The 22,694-nt window shown below is 56.8% G+C and carries 26 protein-coding genes, 1 tRNA gene and 3 pseudogenes; 24 read left to right on the top strand and 6 right to left on the bottom strand.

Features of this window, described 5'->3' with window-relative positions; genetic code table 11:
- Together NANH_RS28525 and NANH_RS27945 are read left to right on the top strand one after the other, a co-directional pair.
- The coding region (locus NANH_RS28525) for an ATP-binding protein (RefSeq protein ID WP_245601518.1) at positions 1-131 on the top strand (131 nt) is incomplete at its 5' end.
- Between the two features lie 101 nt (positions 132-232).
- Positions 233-460, top strand: coding sequence for a hypothetical protein (locus tag NANH_RS27945; protein ID WP_154665572.1), 228 nt, complete (start codon positions 233-235; stop codon positions 458-460).
- A gap of 48 nt (positions 461-508) precedes the next feature.
- Here the strand turns inward: NANH_RS27945 and NANH_RS26120 are convergent.
- Positions 509-751: pseudogene (locus tag NANH_RS26120) on the bottom strand (transposase); the annotation flags it as partial.
- A gap of 10 nt (positions 752-761) precedes the next feature.
- Positions 762-1,975: pseudogene (locus NANH_RS26115) on the bottom strand (IS3 family transposase).
- Positions 1,976-2,394: 419 nt separating this feature from the next.
- Here NANH_RS26115 and NANH_RS0111910 point away from each other — a divergent pair.
- Positions 2,395-3,171, top strand: a complete 777-nt coding sequence (locus NANH_RS0111910) for an IclR family transcriptional regulator (RefSeq protein WP_027262247.1) — start codon at positions 2,395-2,397, stop codon at positions 3,169-3,171.
- Here the strand turns inward: NANH_RS0111910 and NANH_RS0111905 are convergent.
- Together NANH_RS0111905 and NANH_RS0111900 are read right to left on the bottom strand one after the other, a co-directional pair.
- A complete protein-coding gene (locus NANH_RS0111905; protein ID WP_027262246.1) occupies positions 3,164-4,225 on the bottom strand; it encodes a Gfo/Idh/MocA family protein in 1,062 nt (353 codons plus the stop codon). The two genes, NANH_RS0111910 and NANH_RS0111905, sit on opposite strands and share 8 nt — an antisense overlap.
- Positions 4,213-4,674 carry a MaoC family dehydratase gene (locus tag NANH_RS0111900; protein ID WP_027262245.1) on the bottom strand — a complete coding sequence of 154 codons (462 nt, stop codon included), beginning with the start codon at positions 4,672-4,674 and terminating at the stop codon, positions 4,213-4,215. Before NANH_RS0111900 ends, NANH_RS0111905 begins: the two co-directional genes overlap by 13 nt.
- 102 nt (positions 4,675-4,776) lie before the next feature.
- On the opposite strand from NANH_RS0111900, the gene NANH_RS0111895 reads away from it, so the two are divergent.
- The 19 genes from NANH_RS0111895 (at position 4,777) to NANH_RS0111810 (ending at position 21,016) form a co-directional block, all read left to right on the top strand.
- Positions 4,777-5,298: a MaoC family dehydratase gene (locus NANH_RS0111895; RefSeq protein ID WP_211237091.1), complete on the top strand. Its 522-nt coding sequence runs from the start codon at positions 4,777-4,779 to the stop codon at positions 5,296-5,298.
- A gap of 1 nt (position 5,299) precedes the next feature.
- Complete coding sequence (locus tag NANH_RS26110) at positions 5,300-6,439, top strand: type 2 periplasmic-binding domain-containing protein (protein ID WP_036049784.1); 1,140 nt, start codon at positions 5,300-5,302, stop codon at positions 6,437-6,439.
- On the top strand, positions 6,436-7,671 hold the full coding sequence (locus NANH_RS26105; protein ID WP_074920759.1) for a CaiB/BaiF CoA transferase family protein: 1,236 nt from the start codon (positions 6,436-6,438) through the stop codon (positions 7,669-7,671). The genes NANH_RS26110 and NANH_RS26105 overlap by 4 nt, the downstream gene beginning before the upstream one ends.
- A 33-nt stretch (positions 7,672-7,704) precedes the next feature.
- Positions 7,705-8,688, top strand: a complete 984-nt coding sequence (locus NANH_RS0111880) for a C4-dicarboxylate TRAP transporter substrate-binding protein (protein WP_027262243.1) — start codon at positions 7,705-7,707, stop codon at positions 8,686-8,688.
- 68 nt (positions 8,689-8,756) lie between these two features.
- Complete coding sequence (locus NANH_RS0111875) at positions 8,757-9,263, top strand: TRAP transporter small permease (protein WP_027262242.1); 507 nt, start codon at positions 8,757-8,759, stop codon at positions 9,261-9,263.
- The gene (locus NANH_RS26100; RefSeq protein ID WP_245601527.1) at positions 9,263-10,354 is read left to right on the top strand and encodes a TRAP transporter large permease; all 1,092 of its coding nucleotides are present in this window, start codon (positions 9,263-9,265) and stop codon (positions 10,352-10,354) included. Before NANH_RS0111875 ends, NANH_RS26100 begins: the two co-directional genes overlap by 1 nt.
- A complete protein-coding gene (locus NANH_RS29330; protein WP_245601452.1) occupies positions 10,251-10,550 on the top strand; it encodes a TRAP transporter large permease subunit in 300 nt (99 codons plus the stop codon). The genes NANH_RS26100 and NANH_RS29330 overlap by 104 nt, the downstream gene beginning before the upstream one ends.
- Before the next feature lie 138 nt (positions 10,551-10,688).
- Positions 10,689-12,008: an extracellular solute-binding protein gene (locus tag NANH_RS0111865; protein WP_027262241.1), complete on the top strand. Its 1,320-nt coding sequence runs from the start codon at positions 10,689-10,691 to the stop codon at positions 12,006-12,008.
- Positions 12,009-12,079: 71 nt separating this feature from the next.
- Positions 12,080-12,997 (top strand): carbohydrate ABC transporter permease, encoded by a 918-nt coding sequence (locus NANH_RS0111860; protein WP_051372391.1) that lies wholly within the window; start codon positions 12,080-12,082, stop codon positions 12,995-12,997.
- The gene (locus tag NANH_RS0111855) at positions 12,997-13,854 is read left to right on the top strand and encodes a carbohydrate ABC transporter permease (protein ID WP_027262239.1); all 858 of its coding nucleotides are present in this window, start codon (positions 12,997-12,999) and stop codon (positions 13,852-13,854) included. Before NANH_RS0111860 ends, NANH_RS0111855 begins: the two co-directional genes overlap by 1 nt.
- 3 nt (positions 13,855-13,857) lie before the next feature.
- On the top strand, positions 13,858-14,952 hold the full coding sequence (locus NANH_RS0111850; RefSeq protein WP_027262238.1) for an ABC transporter ATP-binding protein: 1,095 nt from the start codon (positions 13,858-13,860) through the stop codon (positions 14,950-14,952).
- Positions 14,952-16,064 (top strand): mandelate racemase/muconate lactonizing enzyme family protein, encoded by a 1,113-nt coding sequence (locus NANH_RS0111845; protein WP_027262237.1) that lies wholly within the window; start codon positions 14,952-14,954, stop codon positions 16,062-16,064. The genes NANH_RS0111850 and NANH_RS0111845 overlap by 1 nt, the downstream gene beginning before the upstream one ends.
- A 3-nt stretch (positions 16,065-16,067) precedes the next feature.
- Positions 16,068-16,400 (top strand): L-rhamnose mutarotase, encoded by a 333-nt coding sequence (locus tag NANH_RS0111840; protein WP_027262236.1) that lies wholly within the window; start codon positions 16,068-16,070, stop codon positions 16,398-16,400.
- Complete coding sequence (locus NANH_RS0111835) at positions 16,390-17,040, top strand: RraA family protein (protein ID WP_027262235.1); 651 nt, start codon at positions 16,390-16,392, stop codon at positions 17,038-17,040. Before NANH_RS0111840 ends, NANH_RS0111835 begins: the two co-directional genes overlap by 11 nt.
- 3 nt (positions 17,041-17,043) lie before the next feature.
- Entirely contained in the window at positions 17,044-17,352 is a 309-nt protein-coding gene (locus NANH_RS0111830) for a UxaA family hydrolase (protein ID WP_027262234.1), read from the top strand.
- Positions 17,349-18,539: a UxaA family hydrolase gene (locus NANH_RS0111825; protein WP_211237090.1), complete on the top strand. Its 1,191-nt coding sequence runs from the start codon at positions 17,349-17,351 to the stop codon at positions 18,537-18,539. Before NANH_RS0111830 ends, NANH_RS0111825 begins: the two co-directional genes overlap by 4 nt.
- Before the next feature lie 13 nt (positions 18,540-18,552).
- Complete coding sequence (locus NANH_RS0111820; protein ID WP_027262232.1) at positions 18,553-19,290, top strand: SDR family oxidoreductase; 738 nt, start codon at positions 18,553-18,555, stop codon at positions 19,288-19,290.
- A gap of 11 nt (positions 19,291-19,301) precedes the next feature.
- Positions 19,302-20,150: a fumarylacetoacetate hydrolase family protein gene (locus NANH_RS0111815; protein WP_027262231.1), complete on the top strand. Its 849-nt coding sequence runs from the start codon at positions 19,302-19,304 to the stop codon at positions 20,148-20,150.
- An 11-nt stretch (positions 20,151-20,161) separates the two neighbouring features.
- The gene (locus tag NANH_RS0111810) at positions 20,162-21,016 is read left to right on the top strand and encodes an amidohydrolase family protein (protein ID WP_027262230.1); all 855 of its coding nucleotides are present in this window, start codon (positions 20,162-20,164) and stop codon (positions 21,014-21,016) included.
- Positions 21,017-21,158: 142 nt separating this feature from the next.
- Here the strand turns inward: NANH_RS0111810 and NANH_RS29325 are convergent.
- Together NANH_RS29325 and NANH_RS0111800 are read right to left on the bottom strand one after the other, a co-directional pair.
- A pseudogene (locus NANH_RS29325) lies at positions 21,159-21,305 on the bottom strand (IS5/IS1182 family transposase); the annotation flags it as partial.
- Between the two features lie 128 nt (positions 21,306-21,433).
- Positions 21,434-22,129, bottom strand: coding sequence for a lysophospholipid acyltransferase family protein (locus NANH_RS0111800; protein ID WP_027262228.1), 696 nt, complete (start codon positions 22,127-22,129; stop codon positions 21,434-21,436).
- Positions 22,130-22,289: 160 nt separating this feature from the next.
- Between NANH_RS0111800 and NANH_RS0111795 the strand changes: the two genes are divergently transcribed.
- Both NANH_RS0111795 and secE read left to right on the top strand, forming a co-directional pair.
- A tRNA-Trp gene (locus NANH_RS0111795) sits at positions 22,290-22,365 on the top strand.
- Positions 22,366-22,472: 107 nt separating this feature from the next.
- A complete protein-coding gene (secE, locus tag NANH_RS0111790; protein WP_027262227.1) occupies positions 22,473-22,670 on the top strand; it encodes a preprotein translocase subunit SecE in 198 nt (65 codons plus the stop codon).
- Positions 22,671-22,694 lie beyond the last annotated feature (24 nt).

Raw genomic sequence — 22,694 nt, 5'->3', positions numbered from 1 at the left:
CCGCGCTACTCGACCGCCTTACCCACCGCTGCCACATCCTGGAGACCGGCAATGACAGCTATCGGTTCAAGGCCAGCTCGGAGACAGCGAAAAAGAAACGAAAGGAGACAGCAGCATTGACGCCATCATGACGCAAAGAACATAACAGCTGGGTGGGTCAAGTCTCGGTGACAATGCCGGGTCAGTTCTCAGCGACAATCAACAGCCGGAAGATCTGTCTGTTGCAATCATCATGGAAGCCTTTGCGGTTCAAGCGATTGCTTGCCAGCAAGGCGCCGGAATTCCAAAAAACATCGTAAATCCAATGGGGGGTGCACTAGCGCGGGGTCATCCGATTGGCGCGTCTGGGGCACTGATAGCGGTAGATCTCATCAGAGCATTGGATACCAAACCTGGATACGGGCTTGCGGCGATTGCTGCTGCGGGGGGGGGTGGGAAGTGCCCTCATTTTGAGATCTGATCCTGCCCCCATTTGACCGGACGCTCAGGCGGTACCAATCGCGCGGTTATCCTCCATTTTCCGGACGGCGCGATTGTTTGTGACGTCATCGTCTCCCGACACGGCCACGGCTCCTCCTTCCAGCATCACACGCCGCCAACGATACAGCAGGTTCGGCGCCACGCCATTGCGACGCGCCACGACCGAGATGCTGGCAGTCTCGTCCAGCATCTCCTCTGCGATCCGCAGCGTCGCGGACGACGACCGGCGACGCCTGCGGCCGCCATCGGTGATGATTTCATAGTCAGACATGAGCACGTGCTCAGGATGACCAGCCCCTGAACTTTGATCCAGCCGCGACCGGAGCCCGTTTGGTGTTTATGCCGGTTGGCGCAGTTTGAGCAATCGCCTGGCGCGCGGAGCTTTCATTTCGCGCAGCGGGGTCGGGCGATTGCGGTGGTCAGTGTCCGCGCGTAGTAGGCCGGGGTCCGGTCATTCAAGGCCGAATGCGGGCGCTCGGTGTTGTAGTCGTTGGCCCAGGCGGTGATCACAATCCGCGCATGGGCCAGGTTTCGAAACATGGTTTCGTTGAGCAACTCATCGCGCATCCGCCCGTTGAAACTTTCCACGAAGCCGTTCTGCATCGGCTTGCCCGGTGCGATGTAGTGCCACTGGACCCGATGCGCGGCAGCGAAGGTTAAGATTGCGTTACAGGTCAGTTCGGCGCCGTTGTCGCTGACAATCATGCCGGGCTTTCCGCGGCACGCGATCAGGGCCGTCAGTTCACGCACCACACGGCGCCCCGAGATCGAGGTATCCGGGATCGCCGCGAGACATTCCCGAGTGACATCATCAACCACGTTGAGAACCCGAAAGCGCTGGCCGTTGGCGAACTGGTCGTGAACGAAATCCAGCGACCAACGCGCATTGGGCCGCGCCTCGACCGGGATCGGGGCACGCGTCCCGATAGCCTTGCGCCGTGCCTTTCGTTTGCGGACCGTCAGACCTTCCTCTCGGTAGAGCCGATAGATCCGGTTAATGCCGGACGGCTCGCCCTCGCGGCGCAGCAGCACGAAGAGCCGCCGGTAGCCGAACCTTCGACGCTCGTTGGCCAACTCACGCAACCGCCCGCGCAGTTCCGTTTCCGGCGCGCGTTGAGACGGGTAGCGGACCATCTTGCGATCCGCTCCGACAATCCGGCAGGCCCGCCGCTCCGACAGACCGTGATCGGCCCGAAGGTATGCGACCGCTTCGCGCTTCACGGCGGGCCCTACCATTTTTTGAGACCAGATCCTTCATGGCAGCCAGATCAGGCATCTGTTCGGCCAGGAGCTTCTTCAGCCTGGCATTCTCATCTTCGAGCGTCTTCAGCCGCTTCGCCTCCGACACAGTCATGCCGCCGAACCTGGCTTTCCAGTTGTAAAAGGTGCCTTCCGACATGCCGTGTTTGCGGCACAGGTCCGCGCACTGCACGCCTGCCTCGTGCTCGGCCAAGATGCCGATGATATGTTCGTCCGTGAAACTCGTTCGCTTCATTGTCCGTCCTCAAGTTGGGGCGGACTCTCATCGACGGTGGAGAAAAAATCCCGTGGCAGGTCAAGGGCTATCCCAAGGCCTCCATGGCTATGCCTGAGTGTGCGGTCGAAAACGGGGCCAGTTCAAGACCGTTCCATATCAGAACAACCACAGCCACGATCTAAATCAGCACACCAATCAGGCCATTTGTATTATCGCGTTCCATCGTTTTTCCTCTCCCCCAATGGCCGGTTTCAAGCGTCAGCCCCCTGCGCATCCCGATCTTGGCGGCCTTCGGGAAACGCCAATTGAGGGGATGGAAACGAGTGTCTGCGTCAGCACCAATGGGACAGTCCAGGGCGGTTCGATGTTGTCACAGGCAACCGATCCATTCGATCCATCCTAGACATTGACGTGTTCGTGACGTCTAAAATGCACCTATGAAACAGAAACAAAACTCAGCCTACACGGCTCCTGCTTTGGAAAAGGGACTCGATATTCTCGAGCTACTTTCAGAGCGCGATACCGGTCTGACCCAATCCGAGATCGCGAGGGCACTCGGGCGCTCAGTTGGCGAGATCTTTCGAATGCTGATGGTGTTGCAGGACCGTGGATATGTTTCGCAAGACCCGCTCTCCGACCGTTACAGTCTGACGACGTTTATCTTTGAAGTCGCTCATAGAATTCCGATCGTAGGCAGGATGACCGCCATCGCCGGTCCGGCAATGCGAGAACTGTCGGGCAAGATAAATCAATCGGCACATCTTGCGATTTTAAGCGAGGGGGCGGTGTTGGTTGTTGGGCAGACCACCTCGCCGGGGAACAACGTCTTGTCCGTTCGGCTGGGCGCCCGAATTGATCTGTGGCGGGCCTCATCGGGACGCGTCATTCTGGCATTTCAGCCTGAAAAAGAGGTCAAGCGGTTGATGAAGGATGTGCCGGTGCCGCCGGGCACATCGGCCAGCCAAATTCTTGATGAATTGAGCGCAATCAGGGCCGCTGGCATCGAGGTGCGTGACAGTTTCGTTGTCAAAGGGGTCGTCAATATTTCAGCACCGATTATCGACCATTCAGGTCTAGCAATCGGTGCGTTGACGGTGCCGCATATTGAACGGTTTGACGAAACGATCACCTTTGAGAAATGCAAAGCGGAAGTGATCGTGACGGCTGTCCGGCTCAGCAAAAGCCTTGGCGGGCAGCTTCCCGAGATCAACTGAGGTCCAGCGGTGTGGCGGGTGCCTTCATGCTGTCAAAGCACGCTTCGACAAGCGCCATGGTCTGATAGGCATCCTCGACACCTGAAAACAGGTGATCATCCTCGCCCGCATCGAATCGCTGCACATTGCGCATCGTGCCCATGAAGCTTTCAATGAACCAACTGCCCTCGAGCGGGATCTGCTCCCATTTGCCACCGTTTTTGCAATACCAAAGCTCGTCATCCTCGCCATTGGGATAGTCGAAACAGACGCCGAGCTTGATCATCATCACGCCCTCGGTGCCCTCGATCCGGAACCATGCGGATTGAAATTTGCGCCCGGCCTGATGGTTATGATTGATCGACATAACACTGCGCAGCGTGTCGCCATAGTCCAGAATGACCGAGGTGCGTGTCTGGGCAAAATCGGCTGCACGCGGGTCACGCATCGAGCGGGCAAACACGCCTACAGGGTTGCCTGCCAGCGCACGAATTGTGTCGAGATAGTGGATTGAATGGACGGCGATTTCGACCCGCTCCATCGGAATCAGGAAGGGAAAGAGCGTCCACGGGGTGAAGATGTTCAGGTGAACCTCGATTTCCAGAAGTTCGCCGATCTGTCCGGTTTCAATTGCCTGCCGCGCGGCCATCATCATGGGAGAAAACCGAAGCTGAAAGTTCACGGCTGCTTTCAGTCCTTTCTTGCGGCAAATTTTCCCGATTTCGCGGGCCTGTTCCAGATCAGTACCCATAGGCTTTTGAATCAGCGTAGCGGTCCCGTCGGGCATGCCGCGCAGGATACCGGCAATGGCGTGCGGCGGCACGGCGATGTCATAGATCACATCTGTCCCATTGGCGGCTACTGCATCAGCAACGCTGTCATAAACGGTTGCAATGTCATGATCTTCGGCAAGCCTCTGCGCCTTTGCACTGTCCAGATCGGTGACACCGGATACGCTGAGACCCGCCTTGGCATAGGCGGGCATATGGGCGTCACGGACGATACCGCCAGCGCCGATAACTACGATCGGTTTTGGGGCAGTTGGCGCGGGCCAGCTTTGGGTTAGGTCTTCCATGTCGAAGACTCCTTCATTTCGACCATCAGGATGTGTTCGCAGTACATGACCGTGCTGCCATCCTGCTTTTTGGTCTCGGTGATTTCCACGATTTTCCCATACCCTTTACGTTTGGGATCGGGGGCCATTTCGCCAATGGTAACAACGGTGTGGATCGTATCACCGATATGCACGGGCTTAGGGAAGCGCAGGCGCTCATACCCATAGGTAAAGGCGCGCGGGTTGATCTGGGTTGCGGTCAGCCCAACCCCAATAGCAAAGGTCATGGTGCCATGTGCAATGCGTTGGCCAAAAGGCTGCGTGGCACAGAATTCCGCATCCATATGGTGCGGGAAAAAGTCCCCGGTATGCCCGGCATGCACAACAAAATCGGTTTCTGTGATCGTGCGTCCCGCCGTCACGCGTCGGTCTCCAGGTGAGTAATCCTCGTAAAATTGTTCTTTTTCCATAAGTTACGCGCCTTCGGATGTGCTTGTATTTTAAATATACAAAATATTTTGACATATGAAAAGAGATAGTGCTACGATTTCCGCACGGGGATGGGGAGTTACGTGGCAGATATCGGAACACATAAACGCGCACTTGCTGGCTTGCCTGATGAGCATGCAGAGGTTCCTGTCTGGAATGCCGAGAACTGGTACTTCGAAGACTTCCCGGTCGGAGATAAAATCCGTTCGGTTCGGCGCACGATTTCCGAAGGGGAGGCGATGTTGTTCAACAGCCTCGTCATGGACCACCATCCTTATGTGAGTGACGAGACCTTTGCGACCGAAGAAAGTGTCTTTGGCAAACGGTTGGTGGCCGGTGCAATGGTGTTCTCCTATGGGCTCGGCCTCGTGGCCACAAATTGCCTGAATTCGTTTTCCTATGGCTATGACCGGCTGCGTTTCATCAAGCCGGTGTTCATTGGGGATACGATCTACACGATCCGCGAGAACCTGGCGAAAGAACCCAAAGACGAAAAGATGGGAAAAGTGCGTGTCAGCTATTCCGTCTACAAGGGCGAGGGTGAGCTGGTTCTTTATTGCGAACATCTGATGACCGCACTGTTGCGCGATGCAGAGAAAGCCTGACATGACCGAGAAAATCACCTTGCGTGGAATGACATGGAACCACAGCCGAGGCGTTGATCCGATGTTGGCGACATCTGCGAAATTCGTCAGGGATCACCCAAGTGTAGAGATCATTTGGGACAGGCGTTCGCTACAGGCTTTTGCAGACCGGCCCATTGGTGAAATGGCTGCTGAATACGATCTGATGGTCATTGATCACCCCCATGTTGGTGAGGTCGCCGGGGCTGGCCAACTGGTGGCGCTGGATCAACTTGGGCGCACGGAGGAGTTGGCAAGCCTGGCTGAGCAATCTGTCGGGGCGTCGCATCCGTCATATAATTTCAATGGTCACCAGTGGGCACTGGCAATTGATGCGGCCACACCGGTAGCGTCGTTCCGACCCGATCTGCTGGAAGCCGCCCCGAGCCGTTGGAGCGAGGTGATGGAACTTGCCTTATCCGGCAAGGTTGCGCTGGCACTGATCCCGATCAACGCGTTGATGACTTTCTTTGGGCTGGCCCGCAATCAGGGCATGCCGGTGGCCGAGGGGCCCGATGCGCTGATGGATCGTGATGAGGCTACAGCGGTACTGGACATGTTCATGGAGCTGTCCGCACATGTTGATCCCCGATGCCTTGAGCTTGATCCGATCGGTGTGCTGGAGTGGATGGGGCGCACAGCGGATGCCCCGGCCTATTGTCCCTTTGGATATGGCTATACCAACTACAGTCGGGATGGGTATTGTCGCTTTCCGATCACTTTTGCAGATGCGCCCGGAGTGGGTGACAACGGCCCCCGCGGCACTGTGATCGGTGGCACGGGCATTGCGATATCGAGCCAATGCAATCGTATCGACATCGCTGCCGACTATGCGTTCTGGATTGCGGGCGACGCCTGTCAGACCGGTCTGTTCTTTGAAAGCGGTGGTCAGCCCGGTAATGCGGTGGCCTGGGAGGCCGACAGCACAAATGCGGCCTGCCGCAATTTCTTTCGCAACACCCGTGAGACGCTTGAAACCGCGTGGGTTCGTCCGCGCTATGATGGATATATGGGGTTTCAGGACCGCGGCGGAGACATCCTGCATACCTGCCTGCGCGGAGAGTCGACGATTTCAGATACGTTGGACACCCTTGATGAAGCCTATCGCGAGAGTCGATCATGAATGTTCTACCTCAGTCCGAACGCCCTCTTGACGGGCTCGTTGTCGTTGATTTCAGCCAATTCCTGTCTGGCCCTCTGTGTGGGTTGAAGCTGGCTGATCTGGGCGCACGTGTCATCAAGGTCGAGCGGCCCGGTGTGGGCGATCTGTGTCGCAGCCTTTATCTGTCCGATACGGATATCGACGGAACCAATTCGCTGTTCCATGCGATCAATCGCAACAAGGAAAGCGTCACCGCCGATCTGCGTGATGCCGATGACCGGGCGGTACTTGTCGAGCTGATCAAGAGCGCGGATGTCTTCATTCAAAACTTCCGCCCCGGTGTGATCGAGCGTCAGGGGTTTGGCTATGATGATGTGCAAAAGATCAATCCCCTTATCATTTATGGCAGCATCTCCGGTTATGGCGAGGAAGGCCCGTGGAAGGATCTGCCCGGTCAGGATCTTCTGGCGCAGGCGCGCTCGGGGCTGCTTTGGCTGACAGGAAATGCGGATCATGCCCCGATGCCAATGGGATTGGCGGTGGCAGATATGCTGGCCGGAAATGCGCTGACACAGGGTATTCTGGCGGCCCTTGTCGGGCGTGGCATTCATGGGCGGGGGGCTTTGATTCAGACCAGCCTTTTGGAAGCGATGATCGACTTTCAGTTCGAAGTCCTCTCCACGCATCTTAACGATGGTCAGCGTCTGCCCCAGCGCAGCGGCATCAATGGCGCTCATGCCTATCTGGGGGCACCTTACGGAGTTTACGAAACGAAGGACGGCTTCATGGCACTAGCCATGACCCCCTCGCTTAAGGTGTTGGCGGACCTCCTGGAGATTTCTGACCTCGAACCCTATTTCGACGACCCAAAACTGATGATGACCAAACGGGATGAGATCAAGTCGATCCTTGCCGCGCAGTTGGTCGCGCGCACGACCGCCGAATGGCTGTCGGTCCTTCAGCCGGCGGACATCTGGTGCTCAGAGGTTCTCGACTGGGTCAGCCTGCGCGAGACCGAGGCTTACAAACGCCTTGATCTGGAACAGACGATTTTACGAAACGGGTCTGTTCCTCTCGAGACCCTTCGCGCCCCGATCCGCTACAACGGCGCGACCCTGAAATCCGAGCGCGCTGCACCGGGGCTTGGTGCAAATCGAGATGCGATCTTCAGCGAATTGATCGCATCTCAAAAGCCGGACCACGAAAACGAGAGCCCGATCAGCACGCCTGGCGCAGAGGAAGCACGCACGTAGTTGCGCAAGATATACAATGAGGATGATGATGAAATGACGAAGTTATCAGCGTGGTTGGTCGCCGGTGTTGTGCAGGCGGGCCTTGTCCTTCCGGCATTAGCCGCGGATATCGAACTGCGCCTGGCGCATGTGACGAGCGAATCCAGCCCCATCCAGGCCGCCGCGCTGGAATATGCCAGGCGCGTTAGCGAGCGCACAAACGGCGCGGTGGAAATCTCGGTGTTCGCGGGCGCACAGCTTGGATCGAACGCGGAAGTCTATGAACAGGTTAATTTGGGTGCACCTATCATCCAAATTGCTGATCCAGGATATTTGTCTGACTATGCGCCGGATTTCGGCGTTTTGGCTGGCCCCTATCTGATGAGCGATCCCAATGATTTCAGCAAACTGCTGGAGTCTGATCTGTACGCAGGGATGAAAGACAAAGTTCGCGAAAGCGGTAACTTCGAAGTTCTCACCATGAATTGGCTCTACGGCGCGCGCCACATTATTTCAAACCGGCCGGTGAAGGATATGAACTCGACAGATGGTCTGGCCATCCGGGTTCCGCCAAACACGATGTGGATCGAAACCTTCAAGGCAATGGGCGCAGACGGCATCCAGATTGCGTGGTCTGAAGTCTACACCGGGCTTTCATCGGGAGTTGTCGATGCTGCTGAAGCCCCGCTTTCTGCCATCGTGGGCGCGAAACTGTATGAAAATGCCAAGCACATCTCTCTGACCGGACATTTCAACGCCTTTATCGGACCGATCATGAATGCGGAGCTCTTCGCGTCCTATCCGGAAAACGTTCAGGCAGCCCTGATCGAAGAGTCAGTGGCCGCAGGCGAGTTCATGACCAAGATGGTTATGGAAAGCGATGGCGAGTATCGGGACCAGCTCGAGGCCGAAGGGGTCGCATTTCACGAAGATGTCGACATTGCCGGCTTCCAGGCCGCAACCACAAGCGTTTACGAGCAATTCCCGGGCTGGACTCCAGGTCTTTATGACCAAGTGCGTGCGATCCTAGACAAGTAGTCCCGAAAACCGGTGCAAGCGATTGTGGTTCTAGCGTCGCGTCAGCCTTCAGACAATTGAGATCCCAGATGACCCGAGCACAACTTGCAAAAACCCTGGCGAGCACAGAAGACCTAACCGCTTGCGTTGCCCTTTTGGTTGTGCTTGCCAGTGTTATCTGGGGTATCGTTTCACGCCTGTTGCCCATTGAATCGGCAGTCTGGTCAACCGAGCTTTCCGGGCTGGCGTTTTCATGGGTTGCCTTCATTGGCGCATCTGCTGCGTTTCGGCGCGGTATGCATGTCAGCGTTCCCGTGCTGACCGATCTATTGCCCGAAAAACAGCGTCGCGGGTTGTCAGTTCTGATGAAATGCGTGCTGGTGATCTTTCTGGCCTACGCGACGTTTCTTTCGCTGACGATGGTCGGAAAGTCCTTCAATCGTCCATCGCCAGTTCTGCGCATCCCGTTTTCCTACGTTTATCTCGCACCTGCACTTTGTTTTCTTTCGATGTCCCTGACTTTGATCACTCAGATCATGCGGGACTTCGGCTTTATTGGTTCGAGCACCGCGGCGGATGAGAGCGAAAACCTGTGATGGAGTGGTTCCCGATCATCGTTTTTCTGGTGCTTCTTGCGCTTAACCTTCAGGTGGCATTTGCCATTGCGATCGCAAGCCTGTCCTTCTTCATGATGTCGTCGGGCGTACCGCAAGAGCTGTTCATTCAGCGTTTTGTGGCTGTTACCCACTCTTTCCCGCTTTTGGCCGTACCGTTTTTCATCCTGGCCGGTGTTATCATGAATGCGAGCGGTATCACCAATCGCCTGATGCTGCTGGCGGATGCCTTTGTCGGCCATATGGTCGGAGGGCTCGCGCAAGTGAACATCATGCTCAGCACCCTCATGGGCGGGATGAGCGGATCGGCCAATGCCGATGCGGCCATGCAAAGCAAAATCTTAGTGCCGGAAATGACAAAACGAGGCTATGAGGCACCGTTTTCGGCTGCGGTGACCGCCTGTTCCTCGATCATATCTGTGATCATACCGCCCGGGATCGGACTGATCCTGTACGGCTTTCTGGGAAACGTCTCTATCGGCAGGCTGTTCGCGGCGGGCTTTCTACCGGGATTTGTACTCTGCGTTGGGTTGATGCTTGTCGCGGGCCGTATTTCTACTCTGCGGGGCTACCGCCCCATGCGCGACCAACGGGCAAGCTGGCCCGAGCGCGGGTCGGCTTTCGTACACGCCTTCTGGGCGCTCCTCATGCCGATTGGAATCATTGGCGGCATTCGTTTTGGCTTTTTTACCCCAACCGAAGCCGGAGCCGCTGCTGTTATCTACGCGACAATTGTTGGAATTGCCTACCGTGAACTCAAGCTGCGGGAGAGCGCAAAAATCCTGCTGGAGGCTGCGATGGCCACCGCAGTGGTTATGCTCGTGATCGCTGCAGCCGCCTCGCTGGGCTACTACTTCGCGTGGCACCAGATCCCGGACAAGATTTCCAAAGGCTTGCTTGCGATCACTGAGAACCCGATTCTTTTGCTGCTGGTGATCAATCTGCTGCTTCTGGTCCTGGGAGCATTTATTGAGGGGGGGGGCCGCGCTGATCATCCTGACGCCGATCCTTGTTCCGGCGATCAGTGCGGTTGGCATCGACCCAGTCCATTTCGGGATCGTCATGGTCCTTAACCTGACCATCGCGGGGCTAACGCCACCACTGGGTACGCTGATGTTCATCACATGCGGTATTACCGGCGTTTCGATCAGTGACTTCACGAAAGCACTCCTCCCGTTTCTTGCAATGATCGTCGCGGTTCTGCTGCTGCTAACCTACCTACCGTTTCTATCACTGGCTCTGCCAAACCTGATTTTTGGAGTTCAGTGAGATGAGAAATGCAATTGCCATCCCACACAGTCATTCCAAACCATCTGATGGGACTCGATCTATAGCCGGATATCCTTGGGTAAAATATTCATACGATACCGGAGTTTCATCCAACACAATCAAAAAAGGGAGTTACCTATGAAGTCCTCAATTCTTAGATATCTGGCAATGGGTGCGGGGCTGCACCTCGCAATGACCAGTGCGCCCGCAACGGCTGGTGAATTCGATGGTTACACGCTGCGCGTGAAGTTGATCGGCGGCGCGCAGTATGAGCCGCTCTATTCGCGCATTGCAGAGTGGGAAGCGATGACGGGCGCAGAAGTGGACGTGCTGTCGCGCAAGAACCACTTCGAGCTGGATCGCGAGATTAAACAGGACATTGCTGCGGGCACCCTGGATTGGTGCGTGGGGTCCAATCACACCAGCTTTGCACCACAATATGGGTCGATCTACATAGACCTCAATGGTGTTATCAGTGAAGATGTGCTGGCTGAGTTTCAGGAACTGGCGCTGAAAAATTCAACCATAAATGGCCGTCTGCTGCAACTGCCGCGCCACTCCGACATCTCAAACCTGTACTACATCAAGTCGCTCTATGAAGATGAAGACAAAAAGGCAGCCTTCAAGGCAGAGTACGGCTATGATCTGGTGCCGCCCGAAACCTGGGACCAGGTCAAGGATCAGGCGATCTTTTTTGCCAATGCGCCAACCTTCTATGGCACGCAGTTTGTGGGCAAGGACGAGGCGATCACCGGTCGCTTCTATGAACTGCTTGTCGCCAATGGCGGCGCGCTGTTTGATGACGACTGGAACCCCATTTTCAACTCAGAAGCTGGCGTCGAGGCTGTGAATTTTTTCAAGGATCTCTATGATGCCAAAGCGGTTCCTGCTGGCGCGTTGAACTATCTCTGGGATGACACCGGGCTTGGCTTTGCTTCTGGCACGGTGGCAATGGACCTTGATTGGGCCGGCTGGGCTTCGTTTTTCAACGACCCCGAGAATTCCAAAGTTGCCGGCGACGTCGGTCTGATCCGTGCGCCAAAAGGCTCGGCAGGCATCCGCACCGGTTGGTCCGGAAGCCACACGTTCTCTATCACCGAAACATGTGACAACAAAGATGCCGCCGCATCTTTCATCACCTTCCTGACCAACCACGACAGCCAGATGATCGAGGCCACAGCCGGTCTTCTTCCTACACGAACCAAGGTCTGGGATGATGCCAAAGCGAAATTTGCCGCGGGCGGCAATGATTTCCTGGTTCAGGTATTTGAAACCTATGCGGTTTCGATGAGCGAAGATGCCTTCACACCGCCGCTGATCACGCCGTGGATTGAGGTCTCTAACGAGATCTGGCCGCAGCTTCAGGCTGCGATCCTGGGTGAGAAGACACCACAAGAAGCTCTTGATGAGGCTGCTGAAGCCGCGCGGATCGTCATGGAAGACGCGGGCTATCTCTAGGAACCTTCCTGGGCTGGCGTGGGCTGCAAGGCCTGCGCCAGTTCTGAAGCTATAATAAAGGCTGCCACATCATGGCCACCAATCGCCCACCGTTTTGGCAACGGGAACAATACACGCCATATCTGCTGCTGCTTCCGGCATTGCTGACGCTAGCCTTTGTCGTCGTGCTGCCATTGCTGTTCTCGCTCTACACCAGCTTTACGGGCTACCGGTTAATCCGGCCAGAAAGCCTTTGGCAATGGGTCGGGTTGCGCAACTACAAACGCATCTTTGCCGACGGTGATTTCTGGATCGCCTTCGGTCGTACGATCGTCTTTCTGACCATTGCGCTGAACCTTGAATTTCTGCTGGGTCTGGGCATTGCGCTTCTGATCAACAGGATCACATGGGGCCAGCGCACGCTGCGCACGATCATGATGTTCCCGATGATGTTTTCTCCGATCCTCGTTGGCTATCAGTTCAAATTCGTTTTCAATGACAATATCGGCATTCTGAACAATGCCCTTCAGTCTCTTGGGCTTAGCGACGGTGCCATTCCCTGGCTGGTCGACAAGTATCTTGCCAATTTCTCGATCATCTTCGCCGAAGTCTGGATGAGCACATCGGTGTTCGCCATTCTCCTTCTCGCTGGCCTGTTTGCCATGCCTCGCGATCCGCTTGAGGCCGCAAAGGTCGACGGCTGCAACCCGTGGCAAGTGTTTCGCCACATAACGCTGCCGTTCCTGATGCCCTTTGTGTTCATCGCGATGACAATCCGCTCGCTGGATGTGGCGCGAGCCTATGACATCGTGGATGTGATGACCGGGGGCGGTCCAGCCGGCCGCACCGAACTGCTATGGACCATGATTGCGCGCACTGGCTACGACAACGCCCGTATGGGACAGGCCAATGCGATGGCTTATGTGTCGATCCTGCTGTCCATCGCTTTCACCTATTATTTCTTCACCAAGCTGCTCGCAGCTCGCAAATACATGGGAGGGGCCGATTGATGGATGGATCCTTGCGCAAAAAAATCGGCTCGGTTGCCACATGGGGGCTGACCTTCATTCTGATGGTGGTCATTTGCGTGCCGGGCCTGTGGGTCGTGCTGACCGCCTTCCGCCCCAATGGCGAGGTGCTGGCCAAGCCCCCGGTCTGGATCCCCGAGGATCCGAACTTGAACAATTTTGCCAAGATCTTTGGGTTTGGAGCCGATCAGGTCGCCATTCCGGTCCCGGCTTATTTCACAAACTCGCTGATCATCGCTTTGACCAGTACGGCGATTGCCCTTTTGATCGGCATGTCCGGTGGGTACGCTTTTGCCCGTTACCGCTTCAGTTTCAAGAATGGCTTGTTTCTGGGGCTGATGTTGTCGCGCACCGTGCCGGGCATCGCCCTGTCTCTGCCCATTTTCATGATCTGGAGCCGCATAGGGTTGATCGACACCAAGCTGGGTCTGATCATTGTCTATGTCGCGCTGAACGTGCCCTTTACCATCTGGTTGATCGACGGCTTCTTTCGGCAAATCCCCAAAGAGATGTCTGAAGCCGCTCAGGTCGATGGCTGCACACGTTGGCAGGCATTTTGGAAGATTGAATTTCCTCTGGCCAAATCCGGGATCGCCAGTGCGGGTATCTTTGCCTTCCTGACGTCGTGGAATGAATACGCGCTGGCGTCGAACCTCACGCGGTCCACGGACAGCAAAACTCTTCCGGTAGGTCTGATGGACTTTACCGCACAATTTACAATCGACTGGGCAGGTATGTCAGCCATGGCGGTGATCATCATCATCCCCGCGTTGATCCTTACTTTCCTCGTTCAGAAACACCTCATCGCCGGCCTTACATTTGGCGGCGTCAAAGGATAAGACATGGCTGAAATTTCCTTAAAAAATGTCGTAAAGCGCTATGGCAAGGTCGAGGTGGTGCATGGCATCAATCTGGACATCGAGCATAACGAATTTGTGGTGCTGGTCGGGCCTTCGGGCTGTGGCAAGTCGACCACCCTTCGTATGATTGCGGGGCTTGAGGATATTTCGGACGGGACCGTTTCGATCGGCCCCGAGGTGGTCAATGATCTGCCGCCGCGCAAACGCAACATCTCGATGGTGTTTCAGAATTACGCGCTTTATCCGCACATGTCGGTGCGTGAAAATTTGGGCTTTGGGCTGAAGATCGCGAAGCATCCAGATGACATCGTTGCCGAACGGGTAAACGAAGCCGCCGAGATCCTTGGGCTGGGCGAGTTGATGGAGCGCGCACCAGCCGAACTGTCTGGCGGACAGCGCCAGCGGGTTGCGATGGGGCGCGCCATCGTCCGCCACCCCGAGGCCTTCTTGTTTGATGAACCCCTGTCAAATCTGGACGCTAAACTGCGCGTGCAGATGCGCACCGAGATCAAGAAGCTGCACCAAAAGGTTAAAACCACTGTCGTCTATGTGACCCACGATCAGGTTGAAGCCATGACACTGGCCGACCGGATTGTCGTTATGAAAGATGGCTACATCGAACAGGTCGGCACCCCGATGGAAGTGTTCAATCACCCGGTGAATACCTTTGTCGCCAGCTTCATCGGCTCTCCGCCGATGAACTTGTTGAACGCGACGATTAAGGGCGATCAGGTTGTCTTTTCTGATGGAACGGCGCTGCCAGTTCCGACCCGTCTTGCCGATCTGGTCCGAGACGGGCAAGAGGTCGTTTTTGGCCTGCGTCCTGATGACTTGACACCCGTTGGGCACGGAATTGCAGAGAGTGGCAAGAACGCAAAACTGACCCTTAAAATTGCGCTGTCAGAACTGCTTGGAACCGAAACCATTCTTTACACAAGCATCTCAGGCCAAGAAGCGCAGGGCAAGATGTTTGGCCCCCGCAATGTCGAACCCGGCGAGGTGCTGGAGTTCGAGGTCGCCATTGAAAAAGTGCATCTGTTTGACGCCGTCACCGGCAAGTCCGTGCGGAAACAGTGATGGCCGAGATCGTCAAAGCCGAGGTGTTGATGGTCGACCTTGTTCCCAAGGTCATGCGTTCCGATGCGATTCAGTCTTTTGTGTCGCAAGAAACGCCCATAGTCAGATTGACGGATGCCGACGGGCATGCCGGAACCGGATATTCCTACACCATCGGCTCGGGTGGTCCTGCGGTTGTCAGCCTTTTGCGTGACACCCTGCTGCCGCAGATCATTGGCTGCAACGCCGATGAAATCGAGAGTATTTGGCGCGATCTTCTTTTTACCACTCACGCAACGGCGGTCGGGGCAATCACATCACTCGCCCTGGCCGCAATTGATACCGCGCTATGGGATTTGCGCAGCTTGCGGGTTGGGCTTCCGTTGTGGCAGCTGGCCGGGGGCGCAAAGCCGTCGGTCCCGCTTTATTCCACCGAGGGGGGGTGGTTGCATATTACGACGGATGCTTTGGTGGCAGACGCGCTTGCGATGCAGGAAACGGGCTTTGCCGGGTCCAAAATCAAGATCGGCAAACCGTCATTGGCTGAAGATCGTGCGCGAATAAAGGCTGTGCGCGCGGCTGTTGGCCCGGACTATCAGATCCTTGTCGATGCCAACCAGTCTTTCACCCTGTCCGAAGCACGGCGACGCGCGGACATGCTGGCCGAGTTTGATGTCGGCTGGTTCGAAGAACCCATGCCCGCAGACGATATCGGTGCACACCGTCAGTTGACTGCAACCTCTCGCGTGCCGATCGCGGTGGGCGAAAGCATGTATTCCCTCGGTCAATTCAAAGACTATCTGGCGATGGGCGCTTGCACCATTGTGCAGGCCGATGTGGCGCGTGTGGGCGGGATCACCCCATGGCTCAAGATCGCGCATCTGGCCGAGGCATTCAACGTCTCGATCTGCCCGCATTTCTTGATGGAGCTGCATGTCAGCCTCACTTGCGCCGTCCCCAATGCGCCGATGCTGGAATACATCCCGCAACTGGATGACATCACAACTTCACGGCTTGATATCCGGAATGGGCGCGCGCATGCGCCGATGGTCCCGGGGTTGGGCATCGCCTGGGACTGGGACGCGATCACTGCGCGCACGATCGCAGGCCTAAGCGCAACAATCGAAGGATAGATCATGGAGCGCATGGCAATGGTCATTGGGATCAAACCCGAGCATATCCCGGAATATAAGCGGCTTCATGCAAACACCTGGCCCGAGATACTTGACGGGATCACTGCCAGCAATATCCGCAACTATTCAATTTATCTGCGCGAGCCAGAAAACCTGCTTTTCGGCTATTGGGAGTACCACGGCGAGGATTTCGAAGCGGATGCCGCCAAGATGGCCGCCGACCCTAAAACCCAGGCTTGGTGGGCTATTTGTATGCCTATGCAATCCCCGCTGGGCACCCGAAAAGAGGGTGAATGGTGGGCAATGATGGAAGAGGTGTTTCACCATGACGGATAATCGGTTGCCACAACTTAAAAGCTGTTACACAGGCGTCATACACGACGTTTTACGGGCCATGGGGCGCAAGAATTTTACCCTGCCGCCACGCATCACGCCGCTGCAACCCGACATGACGCTATGCGGCCCCGCATGGACCATCGAGGGGCGCGTCGATGAAATGGCTGACCCCCACGAGACGCTGCTGGCGTGGACCGGGCTGTTGTCCAAGGCGAAACCCGACCATATCTGGACTGCCCAACCGCACACCCATTTGATGGCCCAGATGGGCGAGCTGTCCGCCGAAACGCTGCAGTCCAAGGGCATCTTGGGGTGTGTTCTCGACGGCGCATTGCGGGATGCGAATTTCATCTTGAATCTTGGGTTTCCATGTTGGCGCACCCATCACACGCCGCGTGACGTCGTTGGGGTCTGGCTGCCCACGGCAACTGAGGTCGACATCATGATCGGCGATGTTCTGATCCGCTCTGGAGATTGGCTACATGGAGACCGTGATGGAATGGTGTGCATCCCTTCGGAAATCCTTGAGGATGTCATCGACCAGTCCCTGATTGCCATGCAAACCGAAAACCTTGTGCGCAAAGCCATCCTTGAAGGGATGGACCCGCAGAAGGCCTATCTTAAATACGGGAAATTCTGATCCATGCCCGCAATTGATCCTCGCCTGATCGTTCTGAACACCGAAGATACAGTCGCCGTTGCGCGCTGCGCGATTGCGGCGGGCGAGGTGCTGCAAATCGGGACCGAAACGATCACGCTCGGGCAGGCGGTTACGATGGGTCACAAGCTGGCGCGCGCACCAATGCAGGCCGGTGATAAAGTGCTGAAATACGGTGTGCCGATTGGCTCTGCGACACAAGCGATTGCCGTCGGAGAGCACGTTCATCTGCATAATATTAAAAGTGACTACACACCGACCTATGCGCTGACGGATACGGGGGAAATCGCATGAGCATGCAAGGATTTATACGCTCGGACGGGCGCAAAGGCATTCGCAATCAGGTGGTCGTCGCCTATCTGGTGGAATGCGCCCATCATGTCGCGCGGGAAATTGCGTGGCCCAATCGCGATCAGGCGCATGTCATTGGCTTTCCCGGCTGTTTTCCCAATGAATACGCCCAAAAAATGATGGAACGGCTATGCACCCATCCCAATGTGGGCGCGGTGCTGTTGGTGTCTTTGGGCTGTGAAAGCTTCAATCGGATGCAGCTTGAAAAAATCGTACGAGACAGCGGCCGCCCGGTCGAGACGCTGGTGATCCAGAAAACCGGCGGCACGTTGAGCGCGATCAAACGCGGGCAGGCTTTTGTGATGCAAGCGATAGCCGATCTTGCGGACACCCCCCGTGTTCCGTTGGACCTGTCCGATCTGATCGTCGGCACAGTGTGTGGCGGATCTGACGGGACCAGCGGCATCTCGGGCAACCCGGCCACCGGGCGGGCATTCGACCGGCTTGTCGCCGCCGGGGCCACATGCATCTTTGAGGAAACAGGCGAGTTGATCGGTTGTGAGGACATCATGTCCAGCCGTGCGGCCACCCCTGAACTGTCGGTAGAGTTGCGCGCTTCGGTCGAGAAGGCCGCGCGTTACTACGCCGCGCTAGGTTTTGGCAGTTTCGCCTCGGGCAATGCCGATGGCGGGCTGTCCACGATCGAGGAAAAGTCGATGGGTGCATATGCCAAATCCGGTGCATCTCCCATATCCGGGCTAATCAAGCCGGGGGATATTCCAACGAAGGGCGGGCTTTACCTGATGGATGTGGTCCCCGACGGCCCCGTGCAATTCGGCTTTCCCAACATCTCGGACAATGCCGAGATCGTCGAGATGATGGCCTCGGGGGCGCATATGACGATCTTCGTCACCGGGCGTGGGTCGGTGGTCGGTTCGGCCATCTCACCGGTCATCAAAGTTGCGGCCAACCCCGAGATGTATGACCGCCTGCACGAGGACATGGATATCAACGCAGGCCGGATCATTTCTGGTGACGCCGATATTGACGCGGTTGGCAATGAGATCGTGGCGATGGTTGAAAGTGTCGCTGCAGGCCAGCCTACAAAATCCGAACAGCTTGGGCATCAGGAGTTCATTCTGACTTACAAGACATTTGAACCGATTGGTCCGGCATGTTTGCCGGCCTGAAGAAGGATACGAAATGGGACGACTTGAAGGAAAAACCTGCCTTGTAACCGCTGCCGGTCAGGGGATCGGGCGCGCCTCAGCGCTGGCAATGCAATCCGAGGGCGCAAAGGTATTTGCAAGCGATGTGAACGAAACCGCACTGGGCGAACTGGCAGAGCTGGGTTGTCAGACACTGAAGCTTGATGTAACCGATCCGACCTCGATCGGGGACGCTCTTAAGGCCACTGGGGGTGTTGATGTGCTTTTCAACTGCGCTGGGTTTGTGGCCAATGGCACAATTCTGGACTGCGACGAGGATCAATGGGCCTTTTCAAACGATCTAAATGTCACCGCCATGTACCGGATGTGCCGGGCGTTTTTACCGGCCATGTTAGAGCGCGGCGAAGGCTCGATCATCAACATGTCCTCGGTGGCGTCCTCTGTCATCGCAGCGCCAAACCGGTTCGTCTATGGCACGACCAAGGCGGCGGTGATTGGCATGACGAAAGCAATTGCCGCGGACTTCGTTACGCAGGGCGTGCGCTGCAATGCGATCTGTCCTGGGACAGTGGAAAGCCCGTCGCTTGAACAGCGTTTGAAAGATACCGGTGACTATGAAGTAGCCCGCGCGGCCTTTATAGCGCGACAGCCCATCGGACGTATCGGAAAAGCCGAAGAGATCGCAGCCCTAGCGGTCTATCTGGCGTCAAACGAAAGTGCATACACAACCGGTCAGGCCCATGTCATCGATGGCGGTTGGGCCAATACATAAGGACTAAAACAATGAAACTTCTTCGATTTGGCCCTGAAGGCGCCGAAAAACCCGGTATTCTGGATGCCAAAGGTGTGATCCGGGATCTGTCATCTGTGGTAGATGATATTGCGGGCGATACACTCTCGGATCAGGGACTGGCCGCTATTGCAGCGGCTGATCTGACCCGGTTGCCCCAAGTGCCCGCAGACACACGTCTGGGGCCCTGTGTCTCCGGCACCGGAAAATTCATCTGTATCGGTCTGAACTATGCCGATCACGCCGCTGAAAGCGGTATGGATGTGCCACCCGAGCCAGTGATGTTCATGAAAGCCACCAGCGCAATCTGCGGTCCGGACGATCCGATCATCATCCCGCGCGGATCCGAGAAAACCGACTGGGAGGTTGAGCTGGCAGTTATCATCGGAAAGCGCGCGAAATATGTCTCAGAGGCGGACGCGCTGGATTATGTGGCCGGATATGCCGTGACCAACGATGTGTCGGAACGCGCCTTTCAAATCGAGCGTGAGGGCCAGTGGACCAAAGGAAAAAGTTGCGACAACTACGGTCAGATCGGCCCGTGGCTGGTCACCAAAGACGAGGTCGCGGATCCTCAGAACCTGTCGATGTGGCTGACCGTGAACGGCAAAAAAATGCAGGACGGGTCCACCGCAACCATGGTCTATGGCGTCGCGCATCTGGTGAGTTACCTCAGCCAGTTCATGTCCTTGCAGCCAGGCGATGTGATCTCGACCGGTACGCCTCCGGGTGTTGGCATGGGGCAGACCCCGCCGCAATACCTGCGTCCTGGTGACGTCGTTGAACTGGGCATTGAGGGGCTTGGTCGACAGAAACAACAGGCGATTACCGACCCGGAATAGGAGCCAACCTGATGGTCAGACTTATCGACACGCATCAGCATCTTATCTATCCCGATATTGCCGGATATGGCTGGACCGCTGATATTCCCCCCTTGGCGAACAAGACATTTTCGCTGGAACGTTACGCCGAATTGACGGTCGGCCGCGACGTCGCGGGCGCATTGTTCATGGAAACGGGTGTTGATGATGCTGACTATCAGGCCGAGACCCGCCATGTTGCCGATCTCGCCAGCCAAGAGGGCAGCGGTATCCTCGGCCTGATCGCCTCGTGCCGACCGGAAGAAGATGTCGGGTTTTCCGACTGGCTGGATGAATGCGAGGAACTGGGGGTCGTGGGTTACCGCCGTATCCTGCATGTCATGCCCGATGAATTGTCAACGGCAGCCACCTTCCGCGCCAATATTCGCAAGTTGGGTGATCACGGTAAGCCATTTGACCTGTGTATGCTGCCCAAGCAACTCCAGCTTGGTGCAGATCTGGCGCGCGCCTGTGACAATACCACGATTGTCCTGAACCACTGCGGTGTGCCCGATATTGCCGGCGGAGGGCTGGACCCATGGCGTGAGGATATCGCGGCACTGGCCGAACTCCCAAACGTCTATTGCAAGCTGTCAGGGCTACTGGCCTATTGTGCGCCGGGCGAGGCCACACAGGTGGCAATTCAGCCCTATGTCGATCACGTGCTCGACACCTTCGGCCCGTCACGCATGGTCTGGGGCAGCGACTGGCCGGTTGTCGAACTGGCCAATGGCTTGCCGGACTGGCTGGATGTGACACAATCACTGCTCGGCACATTGTCAGCAGACGAAGCCAGCGCCATCGGGAATGGCAACGCAAGCGAACTTTTCGGAGTGCCTGTTAGCTGAATACCCAGCTTTGAAGCCAATCAAGTTTGCGCCATTTGACCGGTTAGCATATTCATAAGGCGTCAAGCCAGCGTGGCTTCAGGACCTGTACCCCTTGGGGTGCGATGTGCTGGGTGCCGCATGGGGGTCAAAATACTTGGGGAGGATCGGTGTCTGCAGAGGTCTCGTCGGCTGGTGGTGGCGCGCCGGGATCGTCGGCATCGAATGGCGCCGCCGTGCAGTCTCTGGGCTGCGAGCCGTTCATGGCAGCCCACGCCTTGACCAGCGTCCCGCCGACCGGGAAGTGTTCGCGGTCTGATGAATGGGCGGTGTCGCGACTGTTGCGGATCGGGTGGCGGAATCGACCGGTTGCAAGCATTCTGCGCGACAAGGCCGCGATGTGTGGGGCGGATTTGACGGCGCTCGAGTCTGTGACTGTCAGCATCGGTCAGGCCGACCCCGCGCCGTGACATCTGCCGCGTCGGTGATCTCGTCCAGCGCTGCCTGAAGGTGCAGACGCAGTGCTTCGATTTCGTCTTCGGATGCCTTGCGCGGCACCGGCTGTTTCCATTCGCGGCACATCAAAACGCCTTTGGTGAAAGGTGCCGGCAGTGTGAGGCGGTCCCAAGTCGGCAAGGTGATTTGGCGGCGGGCAGAATAGCTGACAACAAAAATGCGCTTTCCAGAGGCGCGCGCCCAGACCAACGGGACAGTCGACGCAATGCGGGCCGGGCCTCGGGGTCCATCGGTGGCGATGCCGATGGAATAGCCGTCACGGATTTTGCCCAGCACCTGACGTGATAGGGCAACGTGGCGTTTGTGACTGGACATTGGCACAGTATCGAACCCAAAGCGGCCCAGTAGCCGCCCCACCATGCTACCGGCCCGTGCCGAGGACGTCAGCGAGCAGAAGGGGCCGAGGGTGCTGTCAAACATGTAGGGCGACATCATCAGACGCTGATGCCAAAGGGCCATGATGACTGGTTCGCCGGTCCGTACGGCATCGTCCATGTCCTCAAAACCGATGCGCTCCCAAGTCGAGCTGCGGTGGGCAAAGCGGATATAGGCGGCAAAGACGCCTTCGATGGTATTGTTGAACCACGCACTGTCGGCGATCTTTTTGCGCAAACTCACCCAGATTACTCCTGTCGATTTCGCAACTCATACGCAATTGAACCGTGAACGGGAATGGGCCGGGATATTTTCCTGCCGGCTTCACCGGGGCTGGTCGTCGCAAGGAGCCAGATTCCCTCTTGCCCCGCCGCCTGCGCTGGCTTAGGAAAGCCCCGGTCCTAGGGGTATAGCTCAGCTGGTAGAGCGGCGGTCTCCAAAACCGTAGGTCGCGGGTTCGAACCCTGCTGCCCCTGCCAGGACCGATACAGACGTGATCGGTCTGGCCAAGTGGCGCTTGCCGGGCTTGAATTCACCCGCAGGGACCGTTATGTGCCAGCCATCCGCAAGCAGAAAGAATGTGCGCATGGCCACAACCAACCCGATACAGTTCATCCAGCAGGTCCGCGGCGAAGTCGCGAAAGTCGTCTGGCCGACCCGTCGCGAGGTGTTTCTGACCACGGTGATGGTCTTTGTCATGGCGGCCTTGACCGGACTGTTCTTTGCGCTGGTGGACATCCTGATTCGCAGCGGATTGCAGGGCGTGCTGACTCTGTTCGGCTAACCGGAGCGCAAGTGGGCCGCCACA

It is taken from the genome of Sedimentitalea nanhaiensis DSM 24252 (genome assembly GCF_000473225.1).
Classification (GTDB): domain Bacteria; phylum Pseudomonadota; class Alphaproteobacteria; order Rhodobacterales; family Rhodobacteraceae; genus Sedimentitalea; species Sedimentitalea nanhaiensis.
The sequence above is the reverse complement of the archived record's forward strand: the minus strand, read 5'-3'. Positions and strand labels throughout refer to the sequence as shown.

Bases quoted from the DNA above. Each gene is read 5' to 3' on its own strand.
- NANH_RS27945 (WP_154665572.1), top strand. From the start codon at position 233: ATGGAAGCCTTTGCGGTTCAAGCGATTGCTTGCCAGCAAGGCGCCGGA.
- NANH_RS0111910 (WP_027262247.1), top strand. From the start codon at position 2,395: ATGAAACAGAAACAAAACTCAGCCTACACGGCTCCTGCTTTGGAAAAG.
- NANH_RS0111905 (WP_027262246.1), bottom strand. From the start codon at position 4,225: ATGGAAGACCTAACCCAAAGCTGGCCCGCGCCAACTGCCCCAAAACCG.
- NANH_RS0111900 (WP_027262245.1), bottom strand. From the start codon at position 4,674: ATGGAAAAAGAACAATTTTACGAGGATTACTCACCTGGAGACCGACGC.
- NANH_RS26110 (WP_036049784.1), top strand. From the start codon at position 5,300: ATGACCGAGAAAATCACCTTGCGTGGAATGACATGGAACCACAGCCGA.
- NANH_RS26105 (WP_074920759.1), top strand. From the start codon at position 6,436: ATGAATGTTCTACCTCAGTCCGAACGCCCTCTTGACGGGCTCGTTGTC.
- NANH_RS0111880 (WP_027262243.1), top strand. From the start codon at position 7,705: ATGACGAAGTTATCAGCGTGGTTGGTCGCCGGTGTTGTGCAGGCGGGC.
- NANH_RS0111875 (WP_027262242.1), top strand. From the start codon at position 8,757: ATGACCCGAGCACAACTTGCAAAAACCCTGGCGAGCACAGAAGACCTA.
- NANH_RS26100 (WP_245601527.1), top strand. From the start codon at position 9,263: ATGGAGTGGTTCCCGATCATCGTTTTTCTGGTGCTTCTTGCGCTTAAC.
- NANH_RS0111865 (WP_027262241.1), top strand. From the start codon at position 10,689: ATGAAGTCCTCAATTCTTAGATATCTGGCAATGGGTGCGGGGCTGCAC.
- NANH_RS0111860 (WP_051372391.1), top strand. From the start codon at position 12,080: ATGGCCACCAATCGCCCACCGTTTTGGCAACGGGAACAATACACGCCA.
- NANH_RS0111855 (WP_027262239.1), top strand. From the start codon at position 12,997: ATGGATGGATCCTTGCGCAAAAAAATCGGCTCGGTTGCCACATGGGGG.
- NANH_RS0111850 (WP_027262238.1), top strand. From the start codon at position 13,858: ATGGCTGAAATTTCCTTAAAAAATGTCGTAAAGCGCTATGGCAAGGTC.
- NANH_RS0111845 (WP_027262237.1), top strand. From the start codon at position 14,952: ATGGCCGAGATCGTCAAAGCCGAGGTGTTGATGGTCGACCTTGTTCCC.
- NANH_RS0111840 (WP_027262236.1), top strand. From the start codon at position 16,068: ATGGAGCGCATGGCAATGGTCATTGGGATCAAACCCGAGCATATCCCG.
- NANH_RS0111835 (WP_027262235.1), top strand. From the start codon at position 16,390: ATGACGGATAATCGGTTGCCACAACTTAAAAGCTGTTACACAGGCGTC.
- NANH_RS0111830 (WP_027262234.1), top strand. From the start codon at position 17,044: ATGCCCGCAATTGATCCTCGCCTGATCGTTCTGAACACCGAAGATACA.
- NANH_RS0111825 (WP_211237090.1), top strand. From the start codon at position 17,349: ATGAGCATGCAAGGATTTATACGCTCGGACGGGCGCAAAGGCATTCGC.
- NANH_RS0111820 (WP_027262232.1), top strand. From the start codon at position 18,553: ATGGGACGACTTGAAGGAAAAACCTGCCTTGTAACCGCTGCCGGTCAG.
- NANH_RS0111815 (WP_027262231.1), top strand. From the start codon at position 19,302: ATGAAACTTCTTCGATTTGGCCCTGAAGGCGCCGAAAAACCCGGTATT.
- NANH_RS0111810 (WP_027262230.1), top strand. From the start codon at position 20,162: ATGGTCAGACTTATCGACACGCATCAGCATCTTATCTATCCCGATATT.
- secE (WP_027262227.1), top strand. From the start codon at position 22,473: ATGGCCACAACCAACCCGATACAGTTCATCCAGCAGGTCCGCGGCGAA.